This is a genomic window from Fischerella thermalis PCC 7521 (genome assembly GCF_000317225.1).
Lineage (GTDB): Bacteria > Cyanobacteriota > Cyanobacteriia > Cyanobacteriales > Nostocaceae > Fischerella > Fischerella thermalis.
On the sequence record NZ_AJLL01000007.1, the window covers coordinates 25,276 to 46,561 of the forward strand.

The 21,286-nt window shown below is 44.8% G+C and carries 19 protein-coding genes; 9 read left to right on the plus strand and 10 right to left on the minus strand.

Features of this window, described 5'->3' with window-relative positions:
- The first annotated feature begins 9 nt into the window (after positions 1-9).
- The 6 genes from UYK_RS0101495 (at position 10) to UYK_RS0101520 (ending at position 5,682) form a co-directional block, all read left to right on the plus strand.
- Complete coding sequence (locus tag UYK_RS0101495; protein ID WP_016870781.1) at positions 10-981, plus strand: response regulator transcription factor; 972 nt, start codon at positions 10-12, stop codon at positions 979-981.
- Positions 935-2,335, plus strand: a complete 1,401-nt coding sequence (locus UYK_RS0101500) for a sensor histidine kinase (protein WP_016870782.1) — start codon at positions 935-937, stop codon at positions 2,333-2,335. Before UYK_RS0101495 ends, UYK_RS0101500 begins: the two co-directional genes overlap by 47 nt.
- Before the next feature lie 115 nt (positions 2,336-2,450).
- Entirely contained in the window at positions 2,451-3,692 is a 1,242-nt protein-coding gene (locus UYK_RS0101505) for an adenylate/guanylate cyclase domain-containing protein (protein ID WP_200860991.1), read from the plus strand.
- A gap of 279 nt (positions 3,693-3,971) precedes the next feature.
- Entirely contained in the window at positions 3,972-4,370 is a 399-nt protein-coding gene (locus tag UYK_RS0101510) for a hypothetical protein (protein WP_016870784.1), read from the plus strand.
- A 22-nt stretch (positions 4,371-4,392) separates the two neighbouring features.
- Positions 4,393-5,067: a Fe2+-dependent dioxygenase gene (locus UYK_RS0101515; RefSeq protein ID WP_009455327.1), complete on the plus strand. Its 675-nt coding sequence runs from the start codon at positions 4,393-4,395 to the stop codon at positions 5,065-5,067.
- A gap of 45 nt (positions 5,068-5,112) precedes the next feature.
- On the plus strand, positions 5,113-5,682 hold the full coding sequence (locus tag UYK_RS0101520) for a PepSY domain-containing protein (protein ID WP_009455328.1): 570 nt from the start codon (positions 5,113-5,115) through the stop codon (positions 5,680-5,682).
- 125 nt (positions 5,683-5,807) lie between these two features.
- Here the strand turns inward: UYK_RS0101520 and UYK_RS27080 are convergent, their stop codons facing one another.
- The 4 genes from UYK_RS27080 to UYK_RS0101540 all read right to left on the minus strand — a co-directional run bounded on the left by UYK_RS27080 (position 5,808) and on the right by UYK_RS0101540 (position 9,373).
- Positions 5,808-6,575, minus strand: coding sequence for an RNA-guided endonuclease InsQ/TnpB family protein (locus tag UYK_RS27080; RefSeq protein ID WP_009455329.1), 768 nt, complete (start codon positions 6,573-6,575; stop codon positions 5,808-5,810).
- 669 nt (positions 6,576-7,244) lie between these two features.
- A complete protein-coding gene (locus UYK_RS0101530) occupies positions 7,245-7,691 on the minus strand; it encodes a tellurite resistance TerB family protein (protein WP_016870785.1) in 447 nt (148 codons plus the stop codon).
- A 176-nt stretch (positions 7,692-7,867) separates the two neighbouring features.
- Positions 7,868-8,029 carry a hypothetical protein gene (locus tag UYK_RS26635; protein WP_009455331.1) on the minus strand — a complete coding sequence of 54 codons (162 nt, stop codon included), beginning with the start codon at positions 8,027-8,029 and terminating at the stop codon, positions 7,868-7,870.
- 420 nt (positions 8,030-8,449) lie between these two features.
- Positions 8,450-9,373 carry a histone deacetylase family protein gene (locus UYK_RS0101540; protein ID WP_009455332.1) on the minus strand — a complete coding sequence of 308 codons (924 nt, stop codon included), beginning with the start codon at positions 9,371-9,373 and terminating at the stop codon, positions 8,450-8,452.
- A gap of 185 nt (positions 9,374-9,558) precedes the next feature.
- Here UYK_RS0101540 and UYK_RS0101545 point away from each other — a divergent pair, with 185 nt between their 5' ends.
- The 3 genes from UYK_RS0101545 (at position 9,559) to lnt (ending at position 15,307) form a co-directional block, all read left to right on the plus strand.
- Positions 9,559-10,848 carry a chloride channel protein gene (locus tag UYK_RS0101545; protein ID WP_009455333.1) on the plus strand — a complete coding sequence of 430 codons (1,290 nt, stop codon included), beginning with the start codon at positions 9,559-9,561 and terminating at the stop codon, positions 10,846-10,848.
- A 279-nt stretch (positions 10,849-11,127) separates the two neighbouring features.
- Positions 11,128-13,710, plus strand: coding sequence for a DNA gyrase subunit A (gyrA, locus tag UYK_RS0101550; protein WP_009455334.1), 2,583 nt, complete (start codon positions 11,128-11,130; stop codon positions 13,708-13,710).
- Positions 13,691-15,307 (plus strand): apolipoprotein N-acyltransferase, encoded by a 1,617-nt coding sequence (gene lnt, locus UYK_RS23960; RefSeq protein ID WP_016870787.1) that lies wholly within the window; start codon positions 13,691-13,693, stop codon positions 15,305-15,307. Before gyrA ends, lnt begins: the two co-directional genes overlap by 20 nt.
- On the opposite strand, the gene UYK_RS0101560 is transcribed toward lnt, so the two are convergent.
- The 6 genes from UYK_RS0101560 to UYK_RS0101590 form a co-directional block, all read right to left on the minus strand.
- Positions 15,261-15,848, minus strand: coding sequence for a hypothetical protein (locus UYK_RS0101560; protein WP_009455336.1), 588 nt, complete (start codon positions 15,846-15,848; stop codon positions 15,261-15,263). The genes lnt and UYK_RS0101560 overlap by 47 nt on opposite strands.
- A gap of 231 nt (positions 15,849-16,079) precedes the next feature.
- Positions 16,080-17,699 (minus strand): TrbI/VirB10 family protein, encoded by a 1,620-nt coding sequence (locus UYK_RS0101565; protein ID WP_009455337.1) that lies wholly within the window; start codon positions 17,697-17,699, stop codon positions 16,080-16,082.
- Between the two features lie 25 nt (positions 17,700-17,724).
- Positions 17,725-18,402, minus strand: a complete 678-nt coding sequence (locus UYK_RS0101570) for a hypothetical protein (RefSeq protein ID WP_009455338.1) — start codon at positions 18,400-18,402, stop codon at positions 17,725-17,727.
- A gap of 141 nt (positions 18,403-18,543) precedes the next feature.
- Positions 18,544-19,368, minus strand: coding sequence for a hypothetical protein (locus UYK_RS0101580; protein ID WP_009455339.1), 825 nt, complete (start codon positions 19,366-19,368; stop codon positions 18,544-18,546).
- Positions 19,369-20,442, minus strand: coding sequence for a hypothetical protein (locus UYK_RS0101585; RefSeq protein ID WP_009455340.1), 1,074 nt, complete (start codon positions 20,440-20,442; stop codon positions 19,369-19,371). It lies immediately after the preceding gene.
- A 14-nt stretch (positions 20,443-20,456) separates the two neighbouring features.
- On the minus strand, positions 20,457-21,260 hold the full coding sequence (locus UYK_RS0101590) for a hypothetical protein (RefSeq protein ID WP_009455341.1): 804 nt from the start codon (positions 21,258-21,260) through the stop codon (positions 20,457-20,459).
- Positions 21,261-21,286: the final 26 nt, after the last annotated feature.

Genomic DNA, 21,286 nt, shown 5'->3' on the forward strand with positions numbered 1-21,286 from the left:
TATGGAGTTATGCGAGTATTACCCCATGAACAAAATTGGTTGGCGTGTAATTGCTATCAACTAAGTTTGCACCAGATTTTAAATCGCACCGGGATTAGCACAAAGAGTAGAGACACGATGAGAGAGAAAAAGCATCTAACAGACAAGCTGATTGATTGGGCTTTAGTCTTGGGTTGGAGCTGCACCTTGAGTACCTCATCCAAAGCCAAGAATCCCTACGATCGCCCCTTGGTGTGTCCGCTAGGACGATCCCTAGCACCCTACAGAGAACTTGATTTATCAGCATTTGGTATGAGGATTTTACTCATCGAGGATGATGTGGCCATTGCCAAGGCCGTTGCCGAGGCCCTGGGTGACAAAGGCTATACTGTTGAAATGGCTTACGACGGTCAGACTGGTCTGGCCTTTGCGGAGACTGGTTTATTTGACTTGATTGTCTTGGATCTGACCTTACCCAAACTCAATGGCATCGCCCTTTGCCAAAAACTGCGGCAACAAAACTTGTCTGTGCCTGTGTTGATGCTGACCGCACGAGACACCACCGCAGATAAGATCGTTGGTCTGGATGCAGGTGCCGATGACTATATCATCAAGCCCTTCGAGATATCTGAGTTACTAGCCAGGGTTCGCGCCTTGTTGCGTCGGCGTTCACTCCCCTTTGCAGAGACACTGACTTGGGAAAAGCTCCTGCTCAGGGTAGACTCCTGCGAAACCTTTTATGATGGTATTATTCTGCGCTTAACCCCTAAAGAATATGCTTTACTTGAGCTTTTTTTGAAGAATGGCAGCCGCATCTTGACGCGCCAATACATTCTAGAACGAGTCTGGACGTTTGATGACCTGCCTGGGGAAGACACGGTCAAAGCGCACTTGCGCAGTCTGCGTCAGAAGCTGAAGTTAGCAGGAGCACCCCCCAACTTAATTGAAACAGTGTATGGCTTGGGCTACCGACTTAACCCGAATCTCCAATCTGCGGTTTAACCGCCTGCGTAACCGCTTGCTGCTGTTTTACTTTTTGGCCATTACAGCAATTTTAGTTTTTTTCGCAACGACGATTTACGTCCTTGTATCGCGCGATCGCCAACAGCAATTTGACCAACAATTGCAGCAGATCGGTACTTCCGCGGCGGGAATCTGGGAGGTGGTGCACCACGAATATGAAGAACTGACGACTCAACCTGAGTACGCCGCTTACCAACGCACCTTGCCCCGCGATCGCCAGGGACAGCTTTTACCGATCGCCCTTGTGCAACTGATGGGTAAATACCAAACGGACACTGCACCGCCGCTGGTTCCGGGAACACTCCTCGACCCAACCTACGGAATTGCTTGGTATACGCCCACGCGAGAGCTGTTGATCTACGAGGGAATATTGTTTAACTTGCCCCTGCCAGACCAGATTCCGGTTGAAGGCTTGTTCGTATCCAGAGATAAAACCCGCAGTTTCTTGCAGCCAATTTACAAAGCCTCACCGCAGTCGGGGCAGGAGTTGCTAGGGTATGTTGCGGTCACAGGGACGCTAGCAGAGTTGGAGACAGAGCTAGACCATTTGCGCACAAACTTATTCTTGGGCGTTGTGCTGGTAGCGGGTTTTGTGGTGGTAGCAGGATGGTGGCTCACGCGCCAGTCGATCGCCCCGGTGGCCGCCAGCTTAGCTCAACTCAAGCAATTCACTGCCGATGCCTCCCACGAATTGCGCACCCCCCTCACAGCAATTCAGGCGTCGGCGGAGGTTTTGCAGAGTCATCCCGAACGCATTCACCCTAGCGACATCGAGAAAGTAAGTGCGATCGCCACTGCGGCCACCCGCATGGGCCATCTGGTCAAAGACTTACTGCTCATAGCTCGCCTGGATGCCCAAGCCCCTGATCAGCGGGGATGGCACGTCATCGACTTGGATGAACTGCTGGAAGACTTAGTGGAACTGCACCGCGATCGCGCCCAAGCCGCCCAGCTCGCGCTGACCTACCAACCCCAAGCCACAGTCAAGGTTTATGGCGATGCCGAGCAACTCCAGCGCTTATTTGCCAACTTGTTGAGCAACGCCCTACAGTACACCCCAGCGGGTGGCATCGTTACCGTCACCTTGCAGCAAACCGGGAAAACGGCTGTTGTCAGGGTGCAAGATACCGGCATCGGCATTGCGCCCGCAGACCTGCCCCACGTTTTTGAGCGGTTCTGGCGGACTGAAGAAGCGCGTCACTATTATCGGGATGGGTCTGGGCTGGGGCTGGCGATCGCCAAAACCATTGTTGAGCGCCATCATGGCCACATCAGCGTCCAAAGCCAACCCCACCAAGGTACCTGCTTTGAGGTCAAGCTCCCCTGCCGGTAGGCTTTTCTAGGTCAATCTTTTAGCAGGTAACCTATGGCCGTCAATTACCGAGTTCTTTACTTTTACAGGCTAACTTAACAGTGAGAAAGTCTGTGCAAAGGTTTCATTAACTGATGTGATTAAGTCATTGAAGAACATATCTTGCAGAATTGTCGAAGAAAAGATCGAGGGGTCGTTCTCAACCCGTTTTTGGATGGAATTGTTCGGCAACTCAGCTCACTTTGCAATCGCCAATATCCTACTCGAATTACTCATCAAAGAGCCTGCCGAGTATATTCGCACACCTGATCCCTACGTCATTGTATTCGCTGCCATAATACAGGCATACTGGCTGACGCGCCAAGCGGCGACTCGCCCCCATCGATTTATCGGCAATCTAATCGCACCTGCACTCTACAATCTTACAGAAATCTTACTAGAAGGCATTCGTTTTTTCTCTGTTCCGCACCATGTGGCTTATTGGGGTTTTGCTCTGACCATTGGTCTCTTGCAAGAGTTGCGCTTTCACCTGCCACCACTCTATGCATTCCTTGTCGTTATCGAAAGCGTCATCCGCGCCTCTATTCTCCTTTTCATGTACGCTATTTTTGAGAGATATGCCAATCCTGAACAAACCCTTTCTTGGAATGCGTTTTTTAGCGACACAAGCCACGTGTTTATTGGCTGGGCAATTTTACTGATTGGTTTCAGCAACGGTCTGGCAAATCTGACTGCCGAACGCTATCTGCAAAATTTACGCCAAATGTCGGCGCAACTTCGTACTTATTCAGAGTGGCTGCTCGGGCGAAATTTACTCTCTCAAATTATTCTTAGTCCCAATTCTCTGCACATTACTCGCCGTGAGCGTACGATTTTGTTTATGGACATTCGGGGCTTTACCGCATGGAGCGAGTCGCATCAACCCGAAGAAGTCGTGGCGCTTCTCGATGAGTACTATCATCAGTCTGAGGCGATTATTACATTTTATTGTCCTATTAAGTTAAAGTTCTCAGCCGACGAAGTGATGGCAGTTTTTCCCACTGCCCAAGCTGCGGTCCATGCAGCGGTGGAATTACGTCGTCAGATACACCCTCTACTTGCCGAAAATCAACTTGGAGCAGGCATTGGCTTGGAGAGTGGGTCAGTTGTGGAAGGATTGCTGGGTAGTACAAACATAAGGTTCTATGATGCTATCGGTGACACCGTTAATACTGCTAAACGTATTGAAAACGCTGCCCAAGCAGGTCAAGTGCTTATCTCTGAACGTGTTTGCGAGCAAGTAGCAACCGTTAAGCTTGGCGCAAAAACAAAGATTCGGGTCAAAGGAAAGGCACAACCCATCACAGTTTATGACCTGGAAGATGTCAAAGCGGGCTAACACCGTTCGCCCCTGACTACCTTCGGCTTCCACGCCGCCGTACTCCCCCTCACCCTAAATCCCTTTCCCCCTGTGGGAGAGGGACTTGCAAGATAGCTCTTAGCCCCCCTCTCCCTTTTTGGGAGAGAGGCTGGGGGTGAGGGCCTTTGCTGATGGCTTTTCTAGATAGGCCTTTCTCGTAGGCAACCTAATGGCCGTCAATTACCGAGTTCTTCACTTTTACAGACTAACTTGACAGTCAGAGAGTTTGAGTCCATCTCCGAATTACAGAGGTTAGCCATGAAAAAATCCCAAGCAGTTGCTTTATTTCTGAGTTTAAGTTTGGCAACAGGTGTGACGGCCTGCACCAACCAACCCCAAAAAACAGGTGGTGAAGAAGGAGGCAATTCAGCCCCTACCTCACCCCAACCCAAAAAAACCGGTGGTGGTGAAGAAGGGGCTAGTTTAGCCCCGACCTCACCATCCGCCGCAAATTGGCATCAGCCAGCCCCTGGTCAGTCCCTTGATGCAACCCTCTATCTCGCTGGTCGGGGTGAACGCGGTGAACGCAGTGGACGGGGTGAACGCGGTGAACGCGGTGGACGGGGTGAACGCGGTGAACGCGGTGAACGGGGTGAACGCGGTGAACGCGGTGAAGGCGGTGAGCGGAGTGCCCTGCCCTCAAGTCAAATAGTGTAAACAGAAGTCGCTTAGGAGTACCATGATCCTTTGCATTGACGGTGTTCTCGATTCAGCTGAGCTGACCGAACTGCACCAACTCTTGCAGCAAGGTCAGTTTTTAGACGGCAAGCTCACTGCGGGTACCTATGCCAAGGTCGTCAAAGAGAACGAGCAGTGGCAGAGCGAGGCAGCAGCTAAGCAACAAGCCCAAACCCTCGTTCTCACGGCACTCCAGCGCCACCCTCTGTTTCAGTCCGTCGCGCAGCCCCGCTCTATTTGCCCGATCCTGTTTAGTCGCTATCAGTCGGGTATGAGTTACGGGGTACATATGGACAATGCCCTCATGGGAGAGGGAGCCACCCTCATGCGGACAGATATTTCACTGACGCTCTTTTTGAGCGACCCCGCCACCTATACCGGCGGCGAACTGGCGATCGATACTAGCTTGGGGGAACAAACTTTCAAGCTAGCCGCTGGTTCAATGGTGATGTATCCGTCTACATTTCTCCATCACGTCACGCCGGTCACGGAGGGAGTGCGCCTAGCAGCAGTCACCTGGGTTCAGAGCCTGATTCGGAACCCGAGCGAGCGGGAAATGTTGTTTGAGTTGGATACCGTTCGCCAAGCTTTATTTGAGAAATACGGCAAGACCGTTGAGTTCGACCTGCTGTGCAAACTGCATGGCAATTTATTGCGCAAGTGGGTTGAGTTTTGAGGAGTAGATAAACGGGTACAACCATTGCTGACTTTCAGGTAGCCTATGAACATCAAAAGCATTAAGTTTGTCAAGCTGCATCGCCAATTAGCCCTACCCTTATTTGTGCCACTGTTGTTAACCGGCATCAGTGGCATTGCCTATCGGCTCGGTCGCAGTTGGTTGGGTTTGCCCAAGTCGTTTGGTCAGGCCATGATGACCATCCATGAAGGTCGTTTTCTCGGTGAGCCTTTGGTTCCTTTTTATGTTGCGCTGGTGGGTTTAGGCTTGTTGGCCCTGATTGGGAGCGGGGCAGTGCTTTGGTCTCGTTTCCGGCGGCGATCGCCCGCCAAGCTGGCACCAGAGCGGAACATCCATCGCTTCCTAGCACCGATCGCCCTCCTGCCTTTGATGGTGAGCGCCGGTACCGGCATTGCCTATCGCCTGAGCATCAATTGGCTCGGCGTTTCTGAGGAGCAGGTCGAGTTTTTGATGACCCTGCATCAGGGTTCCTACCTTGGCTCTACCTTGAGACCGTTCTATGTCCTCTTGGTAGGCGCTGGACTCCTTATCATGCTGTGGACCGGCGTGCAAATGTTAGGCCTCGCCCGTCGCACAAGGAGAGAGTCCAACTAGGGCAGCTTAAAGGTTCTCTCTCAATCGGGAGAAGCGGGAGCAGACTATGGCTCAGAAAGCAGTTCGGCTCCCCTCTCCCCACTTGGGAGAGGGGCTGGGGGTGAGGGCATTCAATGGCACTATCTCTACATTCCCCAAGGCGTGTTTGAGCGCATGGCCGGTGATACCATTGCCGAACTCGCCCGTGCCTGTGCCCCAGCCCTGCAAAACTTGCTCCAATCCGAGGAATTCCAAGATTTACCCCTGTTTGTCAATCGGTTGAGAGCCTGATTGATCCCGCCATCCTCAACGCCTTGCCTTCCCGCTATCGCCGCGCCGCCGATCAAGCCGTGATGCTCTACCGCTTCTTTGAAAACAAAGAGGGCATGAATTATGCCCCGGTTTTTACTGCCTTGCTGGGTTCGATCGATGAAGTAGCGAAAGGCTTCCTGGTACTGTAGAGGAACAAAAAGCTTGGTTTGCCCCATATTTAGGCGGAGTCGATTCTCTTGCAAAGACGCGGCGCGAACGCAAATCCGAAGACTATTATCGAAAACTTGCCCAAAATCTGAAACGGACGCTGGTGACCGCAATTTGAGCAGTCTTGAGAAGTACCGTTTGGATTCACCGCGATCGCAAGCAATCCCTTTGATATTCAGCTTTTCATGAGCAACGTGCTTCCCTTGAGATAAAAGCTTTTTGGCTGTTTTGTAATGAAAGTCTTTACGCTGATTGGCGACTTTCAGATGTGCTTTAGCGATTCGCTTAATTGCCTCCTTGCGACGATTTGACCCTTTCTTCTTGCGAGAAAGTAACCGCTGTAACCGCTTTAGATGCTTTTCTGCTTTCCGGTAGTGCTGAGGAATTGCAATCTCTTCACCCGAATCATCTACCAGAAACGCCTTCAGACCCATATCAATCCCGATGGTGTTTTCCAGTCCTTGGCAAGTCAGGAGTGAGGACGGGGACAGAAACATCTTCAAGACTGAATGTCACATACCAGCCGTCAACTTTACGGGTGACGGTGGCAGTCTTGATCTTGAAGCCATCCGGTAACGGACGGTGCAGAATCAGTTTCACCATGCCGATTTTGGGCAGATTGATGAACTTGCCTTGAATGCAACAAGGCTGCATTTGAGGGAATGTGAACGAGCGATATCGCCCTAATCCCTTGAATCTTGGCTTCCCTGATTTCTTGCCAGTGCAATCCCCCTTCAACCATCGGTCAAACGTCAAATCCTCGTGTCACCGGTTCAAGTCCGGTTCCTGGCATAATCCCCGTAAACTCCTGTCAACGCTTGCTTTACAGGGGTTTAAAGTTTATAATACGCCCTTACACCCCCGTGTTTCTTGAGAGAGTGATGGCGAGCGATCGCTCAGAAACACTCTAAACTGAGATAATCACTACATCGCTTGCAAAAGTAGATCTTCTATTTTACAGGAAAAGATAAAGAAGAAAGAAAAGAAAGTCTTTCAATTTCTTGACTTCTTTATCCTTCACCTTTTCTCAATTCTGCAAGCAGTTTATTCTTTTTGCGCGTCCCCTGTTTTGTAATTGAGACAATTGATGTTGGATAGCGAAATTATCCCCTATTTTTAATCAACATCACTTGTACTATTTGTGTGGCGATATCACTGGAGATGCCCAAAGCTTGATATAAATCATTCAAAAAGTCTCGTTCTTCCTGGGAAACAACTCCATCGGCTAATACTAAATCCGTTGCTGCTGCAAAAGCCGCTTCCCGCAAATCACCTGGTAAAGACTCCTTAGCAGCATTAAATAAAACATCAATACCCTCACGCCTCAGAATCGCCAAAAGTTTGTCAAACATTCTGATCATGACATCATTGGAATAACTTCTGAAAAGTCTCATTCGAGACAGGGTGGATGAGATAGCGCGCGCCTCCTCTTCAGAAAGATAACCGTCTGAGGCTGTTGCAGCCAGAGTAATCGCGGCAAATGCTTCTGCTGGACTGAATGCGTCTTCAACTTGGCTTTGTGTGCCGAACATTTTGTCGAATAAACCCATTGTAGTTTGCTCCTTTGCTCTGGTCTCAAGCTCAGTATATTCACTGCTACTTTTTTCACTCTTTTGGTAGCTAATAACACTTGTTGAGACTCTTGACCTTAGTGTTCCCAGGATTTTTGTCTAGTGAACACAATACTCAATGGTTTCCGACAATTGGTTAAATTTTTAGCTTGTAGTTAGCGAAACTGCCTGGGGGATATTTGGCGATCGCTTGTTTTTTCTATTGTTTCAATTACTGCCAAACCAATACCAGAAGCTGTAATTAGCAGAGCTACTGATATCAAAAAGGCATTTACAAGTATGTGGAGGGCCTCGTCGAAGAAAACGTAGGTGGTCATGGCTTTGCTCTCTTTAACTCTGTTGTGCTAGTACTATTTGTTCTTTCACACCTTGACAGCTGATTTTCGGTCTTTAAGGTACCAGCATATGCATCTTAACAAAACTTTAGGTATTTAGCGAGATGTCTAACTATTTTTCTTTTGAAAGATTTGAATAAAGTTTGTCAATCTTTTATTAAGCTATAGAATCAACAGTAAGTAGTTGTCAAAAATGCACTAACTAGATTTACGTAAGCTATTTTTGTAATTTTTGTTGAACCAAGAATCTCCTCTCCCAAATTTAAGGACAAAGTTCACAATCAAAAACTAAATTTCCCTTCTCCTAGAATTCCACACCCATTTTCAAGCCAGCTAATCACAAGAAAATCCCACAAAACTTACCATGAAAATTCTTACCCCTTCTGCCACCTGCCTTCTGCCTTATTTTCCAGCCAGACATTGATTGATAGTTGCTACCACAGATTGAGAAAGTGCTGGCAAATCGTAACCACCTTCTAACCCAAATAGAATTCGACGAGTTATACCCAAACAATAGTTGGTAAAAATACCGTAATCTTGAGGTTGGAGATTAATCATCGCCAATGGATCAGCAGCATTGGCATCATAACCAGCACTAACTATCAATAAATCTGGTTGAAAGTCTGACAGAAAGGGTACAACCTTTTTGGTAAAAATAGGTTCATATAATCCAATATCATTACCTGGTGGTATTGGTATATTGAGAACATTTTTATGAAAACCTCTTTCTGTGGCTTTACCAGTACCTGGATAGCAGGGGTATTGATGGAGCGAACAATAGGCAATTTGGGGATTCATCTCCACAATTGCTTGGGTTCCATTTCCATGATGCACATCCCAATCTAAGATAGCGACGCGGTTAATATCTGGTTGTTCCAGGGCATAGAAAGCAGCGATCGCCGCATTTGCAAATAGGCAAAATCCCATTCCATAATCTCTTTCAGCATGGTGTCCTGGTGGGCGTGCTAAAACAAAAGCAGGTTCGGCATTTTTTATGACAATATCTACGCCATCCAACCAAGCGCTCACTGCTAGTAATGCTACATCGTAACTGCGGGGAGAAACAGCTGTGTCTGTATCCAAATAGCCACCGCCACCAGAGGCTAATTCTTGGACTGTTTTAATATAACTTGGGCTGTGTATTTTCTCCATTAGCGACATTAAAGGACGCTTTGTCACTGGTGTAGGCGATCGCCATTCAATTTGTGAAGCAAACGGTGCAGCTTTCAAAGCTTTAGTAATAGCACTCAAACGTTCAGGTTTCTCAGGATGGAGATACCCTGTTTTGTGATCCAGAAATTCATCAGAGTAGATTACTGTAAACATAGCCCAAGCAAGATTGGCAACGGGGTACTGATTGAAATTGTATCCTCCCTTCCTTGTATATTTATGTCGGGAAGTGTCCTCAAGAGTGACAAAGATAAATTAAATTTTCTTCACAAAGTAGATGACAATTGCCGCAAAAAGCGACAAAATTTCCTATCTCATCTTTTACTACGGTAACTAGTACAGTGCAACCAAAGCAGCGTCAAAGATTAGATCAAACTCAACGTTGGACATTTTCGCAACTCTTCGGACTCACAAGGCGTAATCCTTTCATGATTTCCCGTTGGGTTTTGCGTTGGGTATCAGTAGGGATTTTAGGAGGTTTATTTGCTGCGTTGTATTGGAATATTCTAGAGCTACTAACTCACGTACTACAAAAAGTTCCCGATTGGGGTGTGTTGTTGCTCATGCCACTAGCCGGTTTGATTGTCGGTTTAGTGATTCACTTCCTTGGTAATCCCGGAGAAATAGGCGTTATTATCGATAACATTCATTTTCGCAGCGGACGTTTGGATATTAATAAAAATCCTGCGATGATTCTTGCTTCTTTAGTTGGGATATCAGCTGGTGGTAGTGCTGGTCCTGAAGCACCATTAGTACAGGTAACAGGTTCCTTTAGCACTTGGGCTAGCGATCGCCTCAAACTCCAAGGTGAAGATGTTCGCAACATGAGTCTAGCGGGGATGGCAGCAGGTTTTACTGCTTTATTTGGCGCACCTCTTGGCGGTGCGGTGTTCGCTTTAGAGATATTGCACCATCAGTATGTGGTGGAGTACTATCAAGCCCTGATGCCAGCCATAGTTTCTAGTTGTGCTAGCTACTTAGTGTTTGCGCTAATTACGGACTTAGGGATTGCACCGACTTGGTATTTCCCTCAATATAGTTTAGAAGGTATAAATGATATCTTCTCTGCCATCCTCTTGGGGATGATTGGGGCATTGGCAGGATGGATATTTATAGGGATTTTTCACGGATGCGATCGCTTATTTGCCCGTATTCCCGGTCCGATTTATCTTCGCACAACCTTAGCAGGATTGGGGCTAGGAATCTTAGCATTTTCATTACCGCTAACTCGTTATTTTGGTCATGATCAGTTAGCACTCATTGTTACTACTAGCTTTTCTGGTGTTTTGTTATTGGGTTTAGCCTTGGGTAAAATGGCAGCCATTGGCGTGACCGTAACAGGTGGCTGGCCTGGTGGGTTTATTATCCCCTTGTTTTTTATTGGTGCTTGTCTTGGCAAAGCCATAGCAGTTTTTTTTCCTGCAATTAATCCTTCTCTATCCATGATTTGTGTAATGGCAGCTATTAACGCCGCAGTTACGCGTACCCCGATCAGCACAACCTTACTGCTATCAAAACTCACCAATTTCGCTCCCTTAACACCAATTCTGTTTGCGAGTTTACTCGGTTTCTTTTTTGCTCCTAAAGTTCCTTTAATTACATCTCAAATCAAGTCTCAGCATGATACCTAGTGAATCAGGACTTACGCACAACTGACGAAAAAACAAACCCTAGAGGACGCAGAGTACGGGGAAGAATGAGAGTTTGAGAGCTTTTTGCATTTTTATGCTTGGTTGTGGGATGTTCTGAATGACTTTAGGTCTATGGCTAAGCTTGCTTGGCAGGCAAAAATAGACAATATGTGCTAAAATTGTAACAAATTATGGCAATTATTCAAGCTTAGTTTGCAATAATTTTGCTTATTTTCGCTTTAATCGCTAAAACTAGCCATTATTGGAGCTTTTTAGGTTATGACAACCTCTCAGGAGAGGATTATCCCCACGGATCTGCGAAACGAAATGTCCAGGTCTTACCTGGAATATGCCATGAGCGTCATCGTTGGGCGGGCGCTGCCAGATGCCAGGGATGGTCTGAAACCTGTCCATCGGCGTATCCTTTACGCCATGCATGAGTTGGGGTTGACCTCAGACCGTCCTTTCCGTAAATGTGCGCGTGTTGTGGGGGAAGTTTTGGGTAAATATCACCCCCACGGCGACACAGCAGTGTATGATGCCTTAGTGCGGATGGCGCAGGATTTCTCGATGCGATCGCCTTTAATTGAAGGGCATGGTAATTTTGGTTCTGTAGATAACGATCCACCAGCGGCGATGCGTTACACCGAATGCCGCTTACAAGCCTTAACTACCGATGCTCTGCTTCAAGACATTGAATCGGAAACCGTAGATTTTGTCAATAACTTCGACGGTTCTCAGCAAGAACCAACCGTCTTACCAGCGCGGATACCGCAGTTGTTATTAAATGGTTCCTCCGGAATTGCCGTGGGGATGGCAACTAATATCCCACCCCATAACTTGGGTGAATTGATTGATGGGTTAGTAGCACTAATTCATAACCCGGATATAACTAATACTCAACTTATGCAGTATATCCATGGACCCGACTTTCCGACTGGTGGTCACGTTCTTGGTACTGCGGCGATCAAAGAAGCCTACACCACTGGACGCGGTTCGATAACTATGCGTGGTGTAGCAAACATTGAAACCATCGAACAACGAGGACGCCCGGAAAGGGAAGCGATTATTATCACCGAGTTGCCCTATCAAACCAACAAAGCAGCGTTAATTGAGAAAATCGCCGAGTTGGTAAATGAAAAACGCATCGAGGGAATTGCTGATATCCGGGATGAAAGCGATCGCGACGGAATGCGAATTGTCATCGAACTCAAGCGCGATGCCTATCCCCGTGTCGTTCTGAACAATCTCTACAAGCAAACGCCCCTGCAAGCTAACTTTGGGGCAAATATGCTGGCGTTGGTGAACGGAGAACCCCAAATCCTCACCCTTAAGCAGTTTTTGCAAGTATTTCTGGATTTTCGTGTAGAAGCGATCACCAGACGCACCCAGTATGAACTGCGCAAAGCAGAAGAACGCGACCATATTTTGCAAGGGTTATTAATTGCCTTATCCCATCTAGATGCAATTATTGCTTTAATTCGTCACGCCGCGGATACACCGACAGCAAAAGGAGAATTAATCACAACTCACGGCTTGTCAGAAGCACAAGCAGATGCAATTTTACAAATGCAACTGCGGCGGTTAACAGCCTTAGAAGCAGATAAAATCCGCCAAGAACATGAAGAATTGCAAGCCCAAATCGCCGACTTGCAAGATATTTTGGCAAAGCGGGAACGGATACTGCACATTATTGAAACCGAAATACAGTATCTCAAAAACAAATTTGCTACACCACGACGCACGGTCATTACCCATGGTGAAGGGGATTTAGAAGATATAGACCTAATTGCCAACGAAAAAGCTGTAATTTTAATCACCGAACAAGGCTATATCAAACGGATGCCCGTCAACACCTTTGAAGCCCAAAGCCGCGCCACCAGAGGCAAAGCTGCTGCCAAAGTCAAAGACGATGATGGCGTCGAACATTTCTTGACTTGCTGTGACCACGATAGCCTATTATTCTTTAGCGATCGCGGTGTAGTCTACTGCCTCAAAGCCTACCAAATTCCTGTAGGTTCCCGTACCAGTCGCGGCACACCGATTGTACAGATGCTGCCCATTCCCAAAGAAGAAAAAATTACTTCCATCGTACCTGTCAGTGAATTTACCAGCGATGAATATTTGGTCATGCTCACCAAAGGCGGCAACATCAAGAAAACCGTATTGGAAGCCTTTAGTCATATTCGTGCCAACGGCTTAATTGCTATTTCCCTAGAAGAAGGCGATCAACTGCGCTGGGTACGACGGGCAAAAGTTGAAGACAGCGTCATCATCGGTTCTCGTCAAGGTATGGCCATTCACTTCCGCTGCGATCACGAACAACTGCGTCCCCTTGGTCGTGCTACCCGTGGTGTCAAAGCCATGAAACTCAAGAACGGTGATGAATTAGTTGGCATGGATATTCTACCCGCCGCGATTCTAGATAATTTAACCCCAGTGTCTGAAGCAGAAATCGCAGAGATCGAAACCGAAGACATCGAAACAGAAGAATCCGCAGAAGTACCAGGCAACGGTCATCACGGCCCTTGGGTATTAGTAATTACAACTGGAGGCTACGGTAAACGCGTACCCGTTGCTCAGTTCCGCTTGCAAAACCGGGCTGGTCAAGGTTTAATGGCAACCAAATTCAAGAGTCGCAAAATCAAAGACCAACTAGCCAACCTACACATTGTCAACAACGACGATGAAATTATGATGGTCACCAGTCGCGGTATCATCATCAGACAGGCAGTGAATGCAATTTCCGTCCAGTCTCGCTCTGCTACAGGCGTCCGTGTACAACGCCTAGACGAAGATGATGTCATTACAGGAGTGGCGATCGTTCCTCCCGACACTGGTGATGCGACAGAAGCAGAGTAAAGAACACAGCGAACTCTTTGTGAGTTGTGCGATCGCCTTAGGGAGTGGTATATTGATGGGGCTTACCGTCGCCCCAGTCAATGCCTGGTTTTTGGCATGGGTAGCCTTAGCACCTCTATGGTATTTAGTAGTTAATCCTACACTCCGCCCAAAGCCATTTCCCCTTCTTCTTGCCTTGATCTGGGGTATTGGTTATCACGGTATAGCCCTATCCTGGATTACAGGTATTCATCCCATGACGTGGATGGGGGTTCCTTGGTTAACAAGCCTGGCAATAGCTCTTTTCTGCTGGGTATTCATCACCCTTTGGGGGGCTGCATCCGTAGCGTTGTGGGCGACAGGGATGAGGATCATTTGTCCTTCTATCCAAAAACCCTACGCTCGTGTTCTTATAGGCACAGCCCTGTGGTGTGGTATCGAGACTGTATTGAGTTGGGGAGCCTTATTTTGGAGTTCTCTTTCCTACACACAAAGTCCGTATAATCTCGTAATCCTCCATCTTGGGCAACTTTCAGGGCCTTATGCCGTAACAGCTGCGATTGTCGCCGTCAATGGGCTAATTGCAGAAGCTTTTATCAACCGCCAAGACGCCAAGGACGCCAAGATTTTCTCTGCGTTCTTGGCGCCTTGGCGGTTCGTTAATAAATATCTAATTACCGCCACAGGTTTATTACTTATCCTACACCTAATCGGTTTTAGCTTATACACCCGTCCCCTAATTCAACCACCAGCGGCAGCCCTGAAGATAGGAATAATTCAAGGTAACATTCCTAACCAAATCAAACTTTATCCAGAAGGCTTACGTCGCGCCTTAGCAGGCTACACCAGTGGGTATCTAACTTTAGTAAATCAAGGAGTTGATGCAGTACTAACACCGGAAGGGGCCTTACCTTTCTTCCAGCGTCACATTATCGGTAGTTCCTTGGTGGCGGCGGTGCGTTCTAAGGGAGTTGTAGCCTGGATTGGTGGTTTTGGCGAGAAGGGAAAAAGTTATACAAATAGTTTGTTGACTATCACTGGTGACGGTGAGGTTTTTAGTCGTTACGACAAGGTAAAGTTAGTACCGATTGGTGAGTACGTCCCCTTTGAAGAAATTTTAGGTGGTATTATTAGTCGCTTGTCACCTTTGGATGAACATCAAGTTCCTGGTTCACCAAATCAAATTTTTAACACGCCTTTTGGTCGTGCGATCGCAGGCATTTGTTACGAGTCTGCTTTCCCGGAGGTATTTCGCTATCAAGCCCAAGCAGGGGGACAGTTTATCCTCAGCTCATCTAATGATGCTCATTACAGTGCATCTATGCCAGCACAGCATCATGCTCAGGATATCATGCGGGCAATTGAAACTGATAAATGGGCAGTACGGGCAACAAATACAGGATATTCAGCTTTTGTAGATCCCCACGGTAGAACAGTATGGATATCGGGACATAATATCTACGAGGTTCACGCTGAAAAAATTTATCGCCGCCAAACGCAGACTTTATATGTGCGTTGGGGTGATTGGTTGACGCCTTTTTTACTAGTATCGGCAACAGGAGTATGGCTGATCAATTTCTTGACTGTCCAACTCTCACGCAAGCGGGGGCTGAACTAGGAGCAGGAGGATCAGGGTAAATTGCTAAAGTATGATATTCTGGAGACCCTGTATCATAAACAATTTCAAAGGTATATAGCTTGTTTTTACCGCCTTGTTCAGTAACTACTGTTAAAAGTGTTTTATCAGTGGTGGGTAGTCCAGGAATATTGATTTTTTTTATTCGTCTGAGTTGAATGACATTTGCTGCGGAATTTTTACAATCTCCGACGTTATTATTACGGTCTGGACCAAACTGCATACACATTGGCCCATCAAAATCCATTGTGACCTGGGATGGATCGTTTAACCAAACTTTTTTAATTGTTTCTCCAGCCGGAATAAAACTTAAATTTGTGCCTTGTTGAAACCAGACGTTGATAGTAGGTATTACTCCTCCTAACCCTTGCGCTTGGCAAGAAAACATGGAACGGAGAACGGCATTATTTGCCAAGGCACGACCTGCTATGATCGAGATTGCAGCTGAAAAAATCAGGGAAGTTAGAGTTAGGAGATGGGGGTTATTTGGGGGTTTAAATTGCAGGTTGATGTTATTTTTCATGGCTGTATATAGTATTTATATTTGCTGGGAATTGAGGCTGTGACGAAATTTATGTTTTAGATATCGAACACAGATGCACACCGATGAACACAGATGGGTACAGAGAGATTATTCGGTTAGATTTTATTTTGTGTTTGTGTAGCGTGTCTAAAGGGAAAGTAGGTTATTGGCACAATACTATGTTATTATGCAGCTTTGATTAGCTTAAATACGATTTTCAGAGATACTATACTAAAGCTGCATAGTTTGATTAATATATATTTCTACTTCTTTGCCTGCTGGCAAAAACCAGATGTTAGTGCGTTGCATTGCTTGGGAAATTGCCTGTTGATTACGTTGGGTAATTTGCGGAACCACTGTTCTCACACCACCTTCCAAAATCCCAGCTAAGAGATTGCGTCGGGGATTACTGTTAGTAACGACAGTACCTGTAGCTGTTGTCGTGACTTGCGATTCGGTACGATTGAACAATTCTGCGGCTTTACCAATACCTCCCAATACGAATTGGCTAGCATCAATCATAGCGGTGGATGTCCCTCTTTTATATTGGTTGGCAACTAGAGGTTTACCTGCCGAGGCACGAATTAGGATAGCATTTGCTGTTAAGGGTTGCTCTGTCAAATTACCATTGTTTTCCCTCACCAATTTGACCACATTTAACTGCACTAAACCTTGTTCAGAAATAGAACTAACTTCTGTCAAAAACTCAGTTTTGGCTGGTAATACTACCTCACCATCGATAGATTTTAATGGTTCTTGTAAACGGACTACAAATACGTTTTTTGGACTATTATCTTGATTATTTCTATTATTAGTTGATCTAGTAGTTTCTCCAAAGACAGCAGTAGCTAATACTGCTTTCACACTAGTTCCGACTCGTACTGATTTTGGACTTTTTGTTTGTGCTTGGCTAACAACAGAAGTTGATTGTTCTGAAGTATTATCCTCAGGTTGAGAATTATTGATCTGCGGTGGAACTTTGGGATTGTTTGCAGCTAAAGGAGTCGGACGATTTATATTAGTATTATTGGGGGTATTATTAGGTGTAGCAGTATCTAATACTTGACCATAGCTACCCAATTTTGATAGCCTTGCCCATTCCTGCAATGGATCTGGTGTGGGTTCGGGGGTAAATTGAACTGTGGGTTGGGTTTCTGGTGTGGGAATTACAGGTAGGGGTGAAGTAGAATTTGGTGGAGTTTGGGGTACTGTGACTACACGCGTTATCACCCTTGGCGGCGTGTAAACTGTTTTTGTGGGTGTAGGTGTTCTTTGCAGAGCAACTCTCAGTCTATTATCTCTAGCAGTTTCCACCCCAGAAGTTGGTTGTGGCGATTTGACTTTTCCAACTCTTAATTGTTGCTGAGCTAATTTTACAGCTTGTGCTTGTTCAGCTAAGGCTAATTTTGTTTTTAAAGTCTCTAATTCTCCTTCTAGTTGTTGCAGGCGTGTTTCCGTGGATGTTTGCGGCGTTTTTGGTGCAACTATGTTAGTTTTTTTTGGTTTTTGATTGCTAGCACTCATCAACTGGGACAAAAAAGCACCAGCTACTAAAACTAAAGCAAAAGTAGCAGTCCCTACTAAGGCTAACTTAGCAAAAGGATTGGATGAGAGGGACTGCTTGGTAGAAACTTCACCTTCTCGAGCAGTTGAAGATAACTGTGGTAAGTTGGCTGTATCCTCTCCTACTTCTGTTTGGGTTTCGGTGGCTGGAGATTCTTGTTCAAAGCCAACCAATTTTGCCATTCGCAGTTCCCAATCAGATAATCCTAGTTCTGGTTGATAATTTTCACTGATGGGAGTCTCGAGATTTTCTGGATGAGTTTCTGAAGGAATAGAATATCGAGTCATAGTAAAGCTTTAGTTTATAGTTTAATCAGGAACAGTTGTTATCTTTGATGTCACATATATTGTAAATTTCTAGTCTGGCTTCACCGAGGCGGTAAGCTGCTAAATGCCAAGAAAGTGGTAGATCAGGTAATGTTATTTTTTGATTATCTATTGCTTGGATTAAGATTTGTTTATTGAATGCGATCGCTCTTCCTAACCTGTCAGAATTGCTAAATATTAATTGATTACCTTGTAACTCCACTTTCCATTTTCCATCAGCAATTTTTACAGGTTGAGAAATTCTTTGGATCACAAAAACACTCTCAGCACCTCGGTTTTCAAATTGATTAGCTGTATTCCCATTAATAATTTCTGATTGAAATTTTTGTTTTACATCATTAGTTAACAATTCCGAACTAATTTCCCATATTGTTTCTGGTGGCTGCTCCTGAGACCAGGTTAGCATTAAGGTCATCGTTTCACCTACAAAGCGCCGGATAGTATCTGGATAGCGTTCTAAATTTTGCGTCGGATCTACCGTAATCGCACGACCATCAGCAAGTTGCACTAAACTTCGCGGTGTTAATTGCTTACTTAGCTGCTGCAACATCGAACCGTGGAACATCAGTATTAATAAAGTGAAAATATTTAAACCAAAGGCTACAACAGCAAACAAAGGTAAAATACTACTTTTCTTTTTATTTTCCTGTTTAAGTAACTGCATTGATAATTAACTCTATAAATTTACTCATAAAATAAACTCAACACATAACCCAAACGCACACGCAAACTCCATCTGTGTCCATCTGTGTTCATCTGTGTTCGTTTTTTCAAACATTATTTTTTGCATAACCACCATCCCCAATTACCTCACAAAACTATCAGACGTATTTTGAATTCCACACTGCTGTAACTGCTCCTGACTTAAATTGTTATACTGATCCAACAAACACAAATTCCGAATTTCATAAATTTCCAACTTCTCCGAACGGATACCATAAATTGCCTTTTGCAGAACACTAGTAGTATCATCTAGCGGATAAGGAAAATAATCGACAGCCTGCACCAACACATCCTTATTAAAAGGAGTAATAATTCTTCTTCCATCCGATTTTTTTGTTTGAATCAAGTCAGCCACTAAACCTACTCGCCATTTACCTGGTGAAATTTTTTGCGGAGGATAAACTCGCTTAATGGCAATTTGTGCAGTTATTGCTTGACTGGAATTATTACTAAAAACCTCTGGCGGTGTCATCGCTGCTATTTCACGCAAAAAACCTTTGCGAAAGTCTTCTGATATAGCAAAGCTAGCAATCCAACTGCTAGTAGTAACTTTTTTGCTAATTCCTTGTGATGTGGGAATAAGTATACCTAAATCTGGTTTGGGTTTTGATACTTCTTCGACATTTTGTGCTGGTAATTTACCAGACCAGTTGAACATTGAGGTCATGCTTTTACTGACAAATTGGCGAATTGCTTCTGGATCTCTTACCAAGTCATCATTAACAGTTATCGGTTGACCAGCTATTAATTGGACAAAAGCAGCAGGTTTTCTGAGACTAAGTTGACGAATTTTTAAACCTTGGAATGTCAAGAAAAGTAGGGCTAATATCTGCAATCCTAAAGTTGCGATCGCAAATGTAGTTAAAAGATTCACTGTTCGTTGTTTTTTCTCTAATAAACGTACCATTTAAACCCTCTCTTTTGCCCACGCCGCTGTATTACTAATTGCATTGAATACTGCAAATCCCCCCGCAGCTGCTAAAAGCAAAGATACTATTGGTGCTAAGACTCCCAAAAAAATCATGAACCACATTAAATCGGGATCAGCACTAGCGTCTTCACCAGGGCCATTGACAATTACTGTGGCAGTTAAAATGGCAATAATCGTGAAGGAAATTTTGGCAATTCCCAACGATAAAAATCCAGTCATCCAAGCAAAAATCGGCTTACCAGCTACAGGTAACAAAGAACCCCCCACAGCTAATGGTCCTAAAGTTGCTACTAACAACATCGTAGCTTCGATTAAATTTTGAAATGCATATTGCAAGGAAATGAAAAAATTTTTAATGCTAGTCTGGACTGTGGAACCTAAGAAAGAATTAAATGTATTTTCTGGTACGCTATTTGTGCTAAATGCGATTTGATTAATCTTACTTTCTAGCCGATTAATCCAAACTTTATCACCATATAAATCTCTATAAGTCTGCCACAGAATTTCTATTTTTTCTCTGCCTCTTTGAAAACATTGATTTTGTTGTTCACCTGTTAATGACTGGCAAGGACGCAGCACAGATCCAGCTACTTCTTCAGCAACACCCATACTCAATGCTTGCTGATAATTTCTATTAGCATCTGCTGTGGTGATCACTTGCTGATTTACTGTGTTGATGAAATTTCTAATTCCCAGTGTCAGATTAGACAATATACTACCGCTTCCTGTATTAGTTAATAGTATTACCACTATAAAAGGCCAAATCAAAGCAGAAATCGGACGGGAATATTCACTATAGATAACATCTCTGAGCCATTGGATCATGAAAAATAATAGTGTGCCGACTGCGAAAAATACGCCCAGATTTGTTAATGCTCCATATAAATTATCATTAGTATTATTTTGTAATAAATCTAACCATTGATTTTCCCAACTTTCCGAAACACTTTTGGCAGTAGTGAAGCCACTGTTGAGAATATCGGGAATATCAGGAACGTTAGATTGGGCAAAAAATCTTGAAGGATAAAGTTGGGAAATTATAATTTTCATTTCGAGGATTTGAGTTATTGTTCAAACTGCCTACCAAATAAATCTACTTGAGAAGAATTTCGTAATAGTCTAGATGCTTCAGTAGCATTATCTACTCTGCGTGCGCGGTTATTTTCTTCTACTTGTTGGGAAATATTCGCTAAATTTAAATTGGAGTATTGTAGAAATTGGTTAGTTTGCATTGTTTGGGCTAAATGTTCGCTTGTTATTTTCACTTCTTCCTCTTGCATTTTGTTATTTTGTAGTAAAAAGTTCAGCTGACCAATACCCAAAAGTGAAGTGATGCTAGCTAATGCGTTTTGAACAGGATCAGGTATTGCATTTTTAAAACTTTCAAGCTGAGTATTTATCTCCTCTTGCAGTTTTTCATTTTCCTGGTTAAATCCTGCAATTGTTTGGATTGTTTGTTCTGTTGATTCTAATTTTGTTTTTAATCTCAATTGTCCATTTGTACCCAATAATCCAGATGCTGCACCACGAGTAATTAAGCGATTAATTTCATTGCTGACTAAATTTGCTCTCACTGTGGAATTATTATCGAATTTGTCTGCGGAAGTGTAGTACCAAATCGTCCGATCACGAATGATTTCTCCGGCGGCGTTGGGGTTGGGTATGTTCAATTCTCCGGTGGAACTATCAATGGCAATTTGAGCTTCTGCTTCTATTGGTTGTAGTGTTTCGGTGAGGTTATTTCTCAGGTAGTTTTGTAAGTCGGTTGCGTAAGATTGAAAGTCTGTCCAAACTTGACCAAGGTCTGCTATTGCTGGTAGGATGGTGAGTAATGAAAGAGGTATGGCAAGTAAAATTATTTTTTTCATAACTGCTGGGTAAGTAGATTTTTATT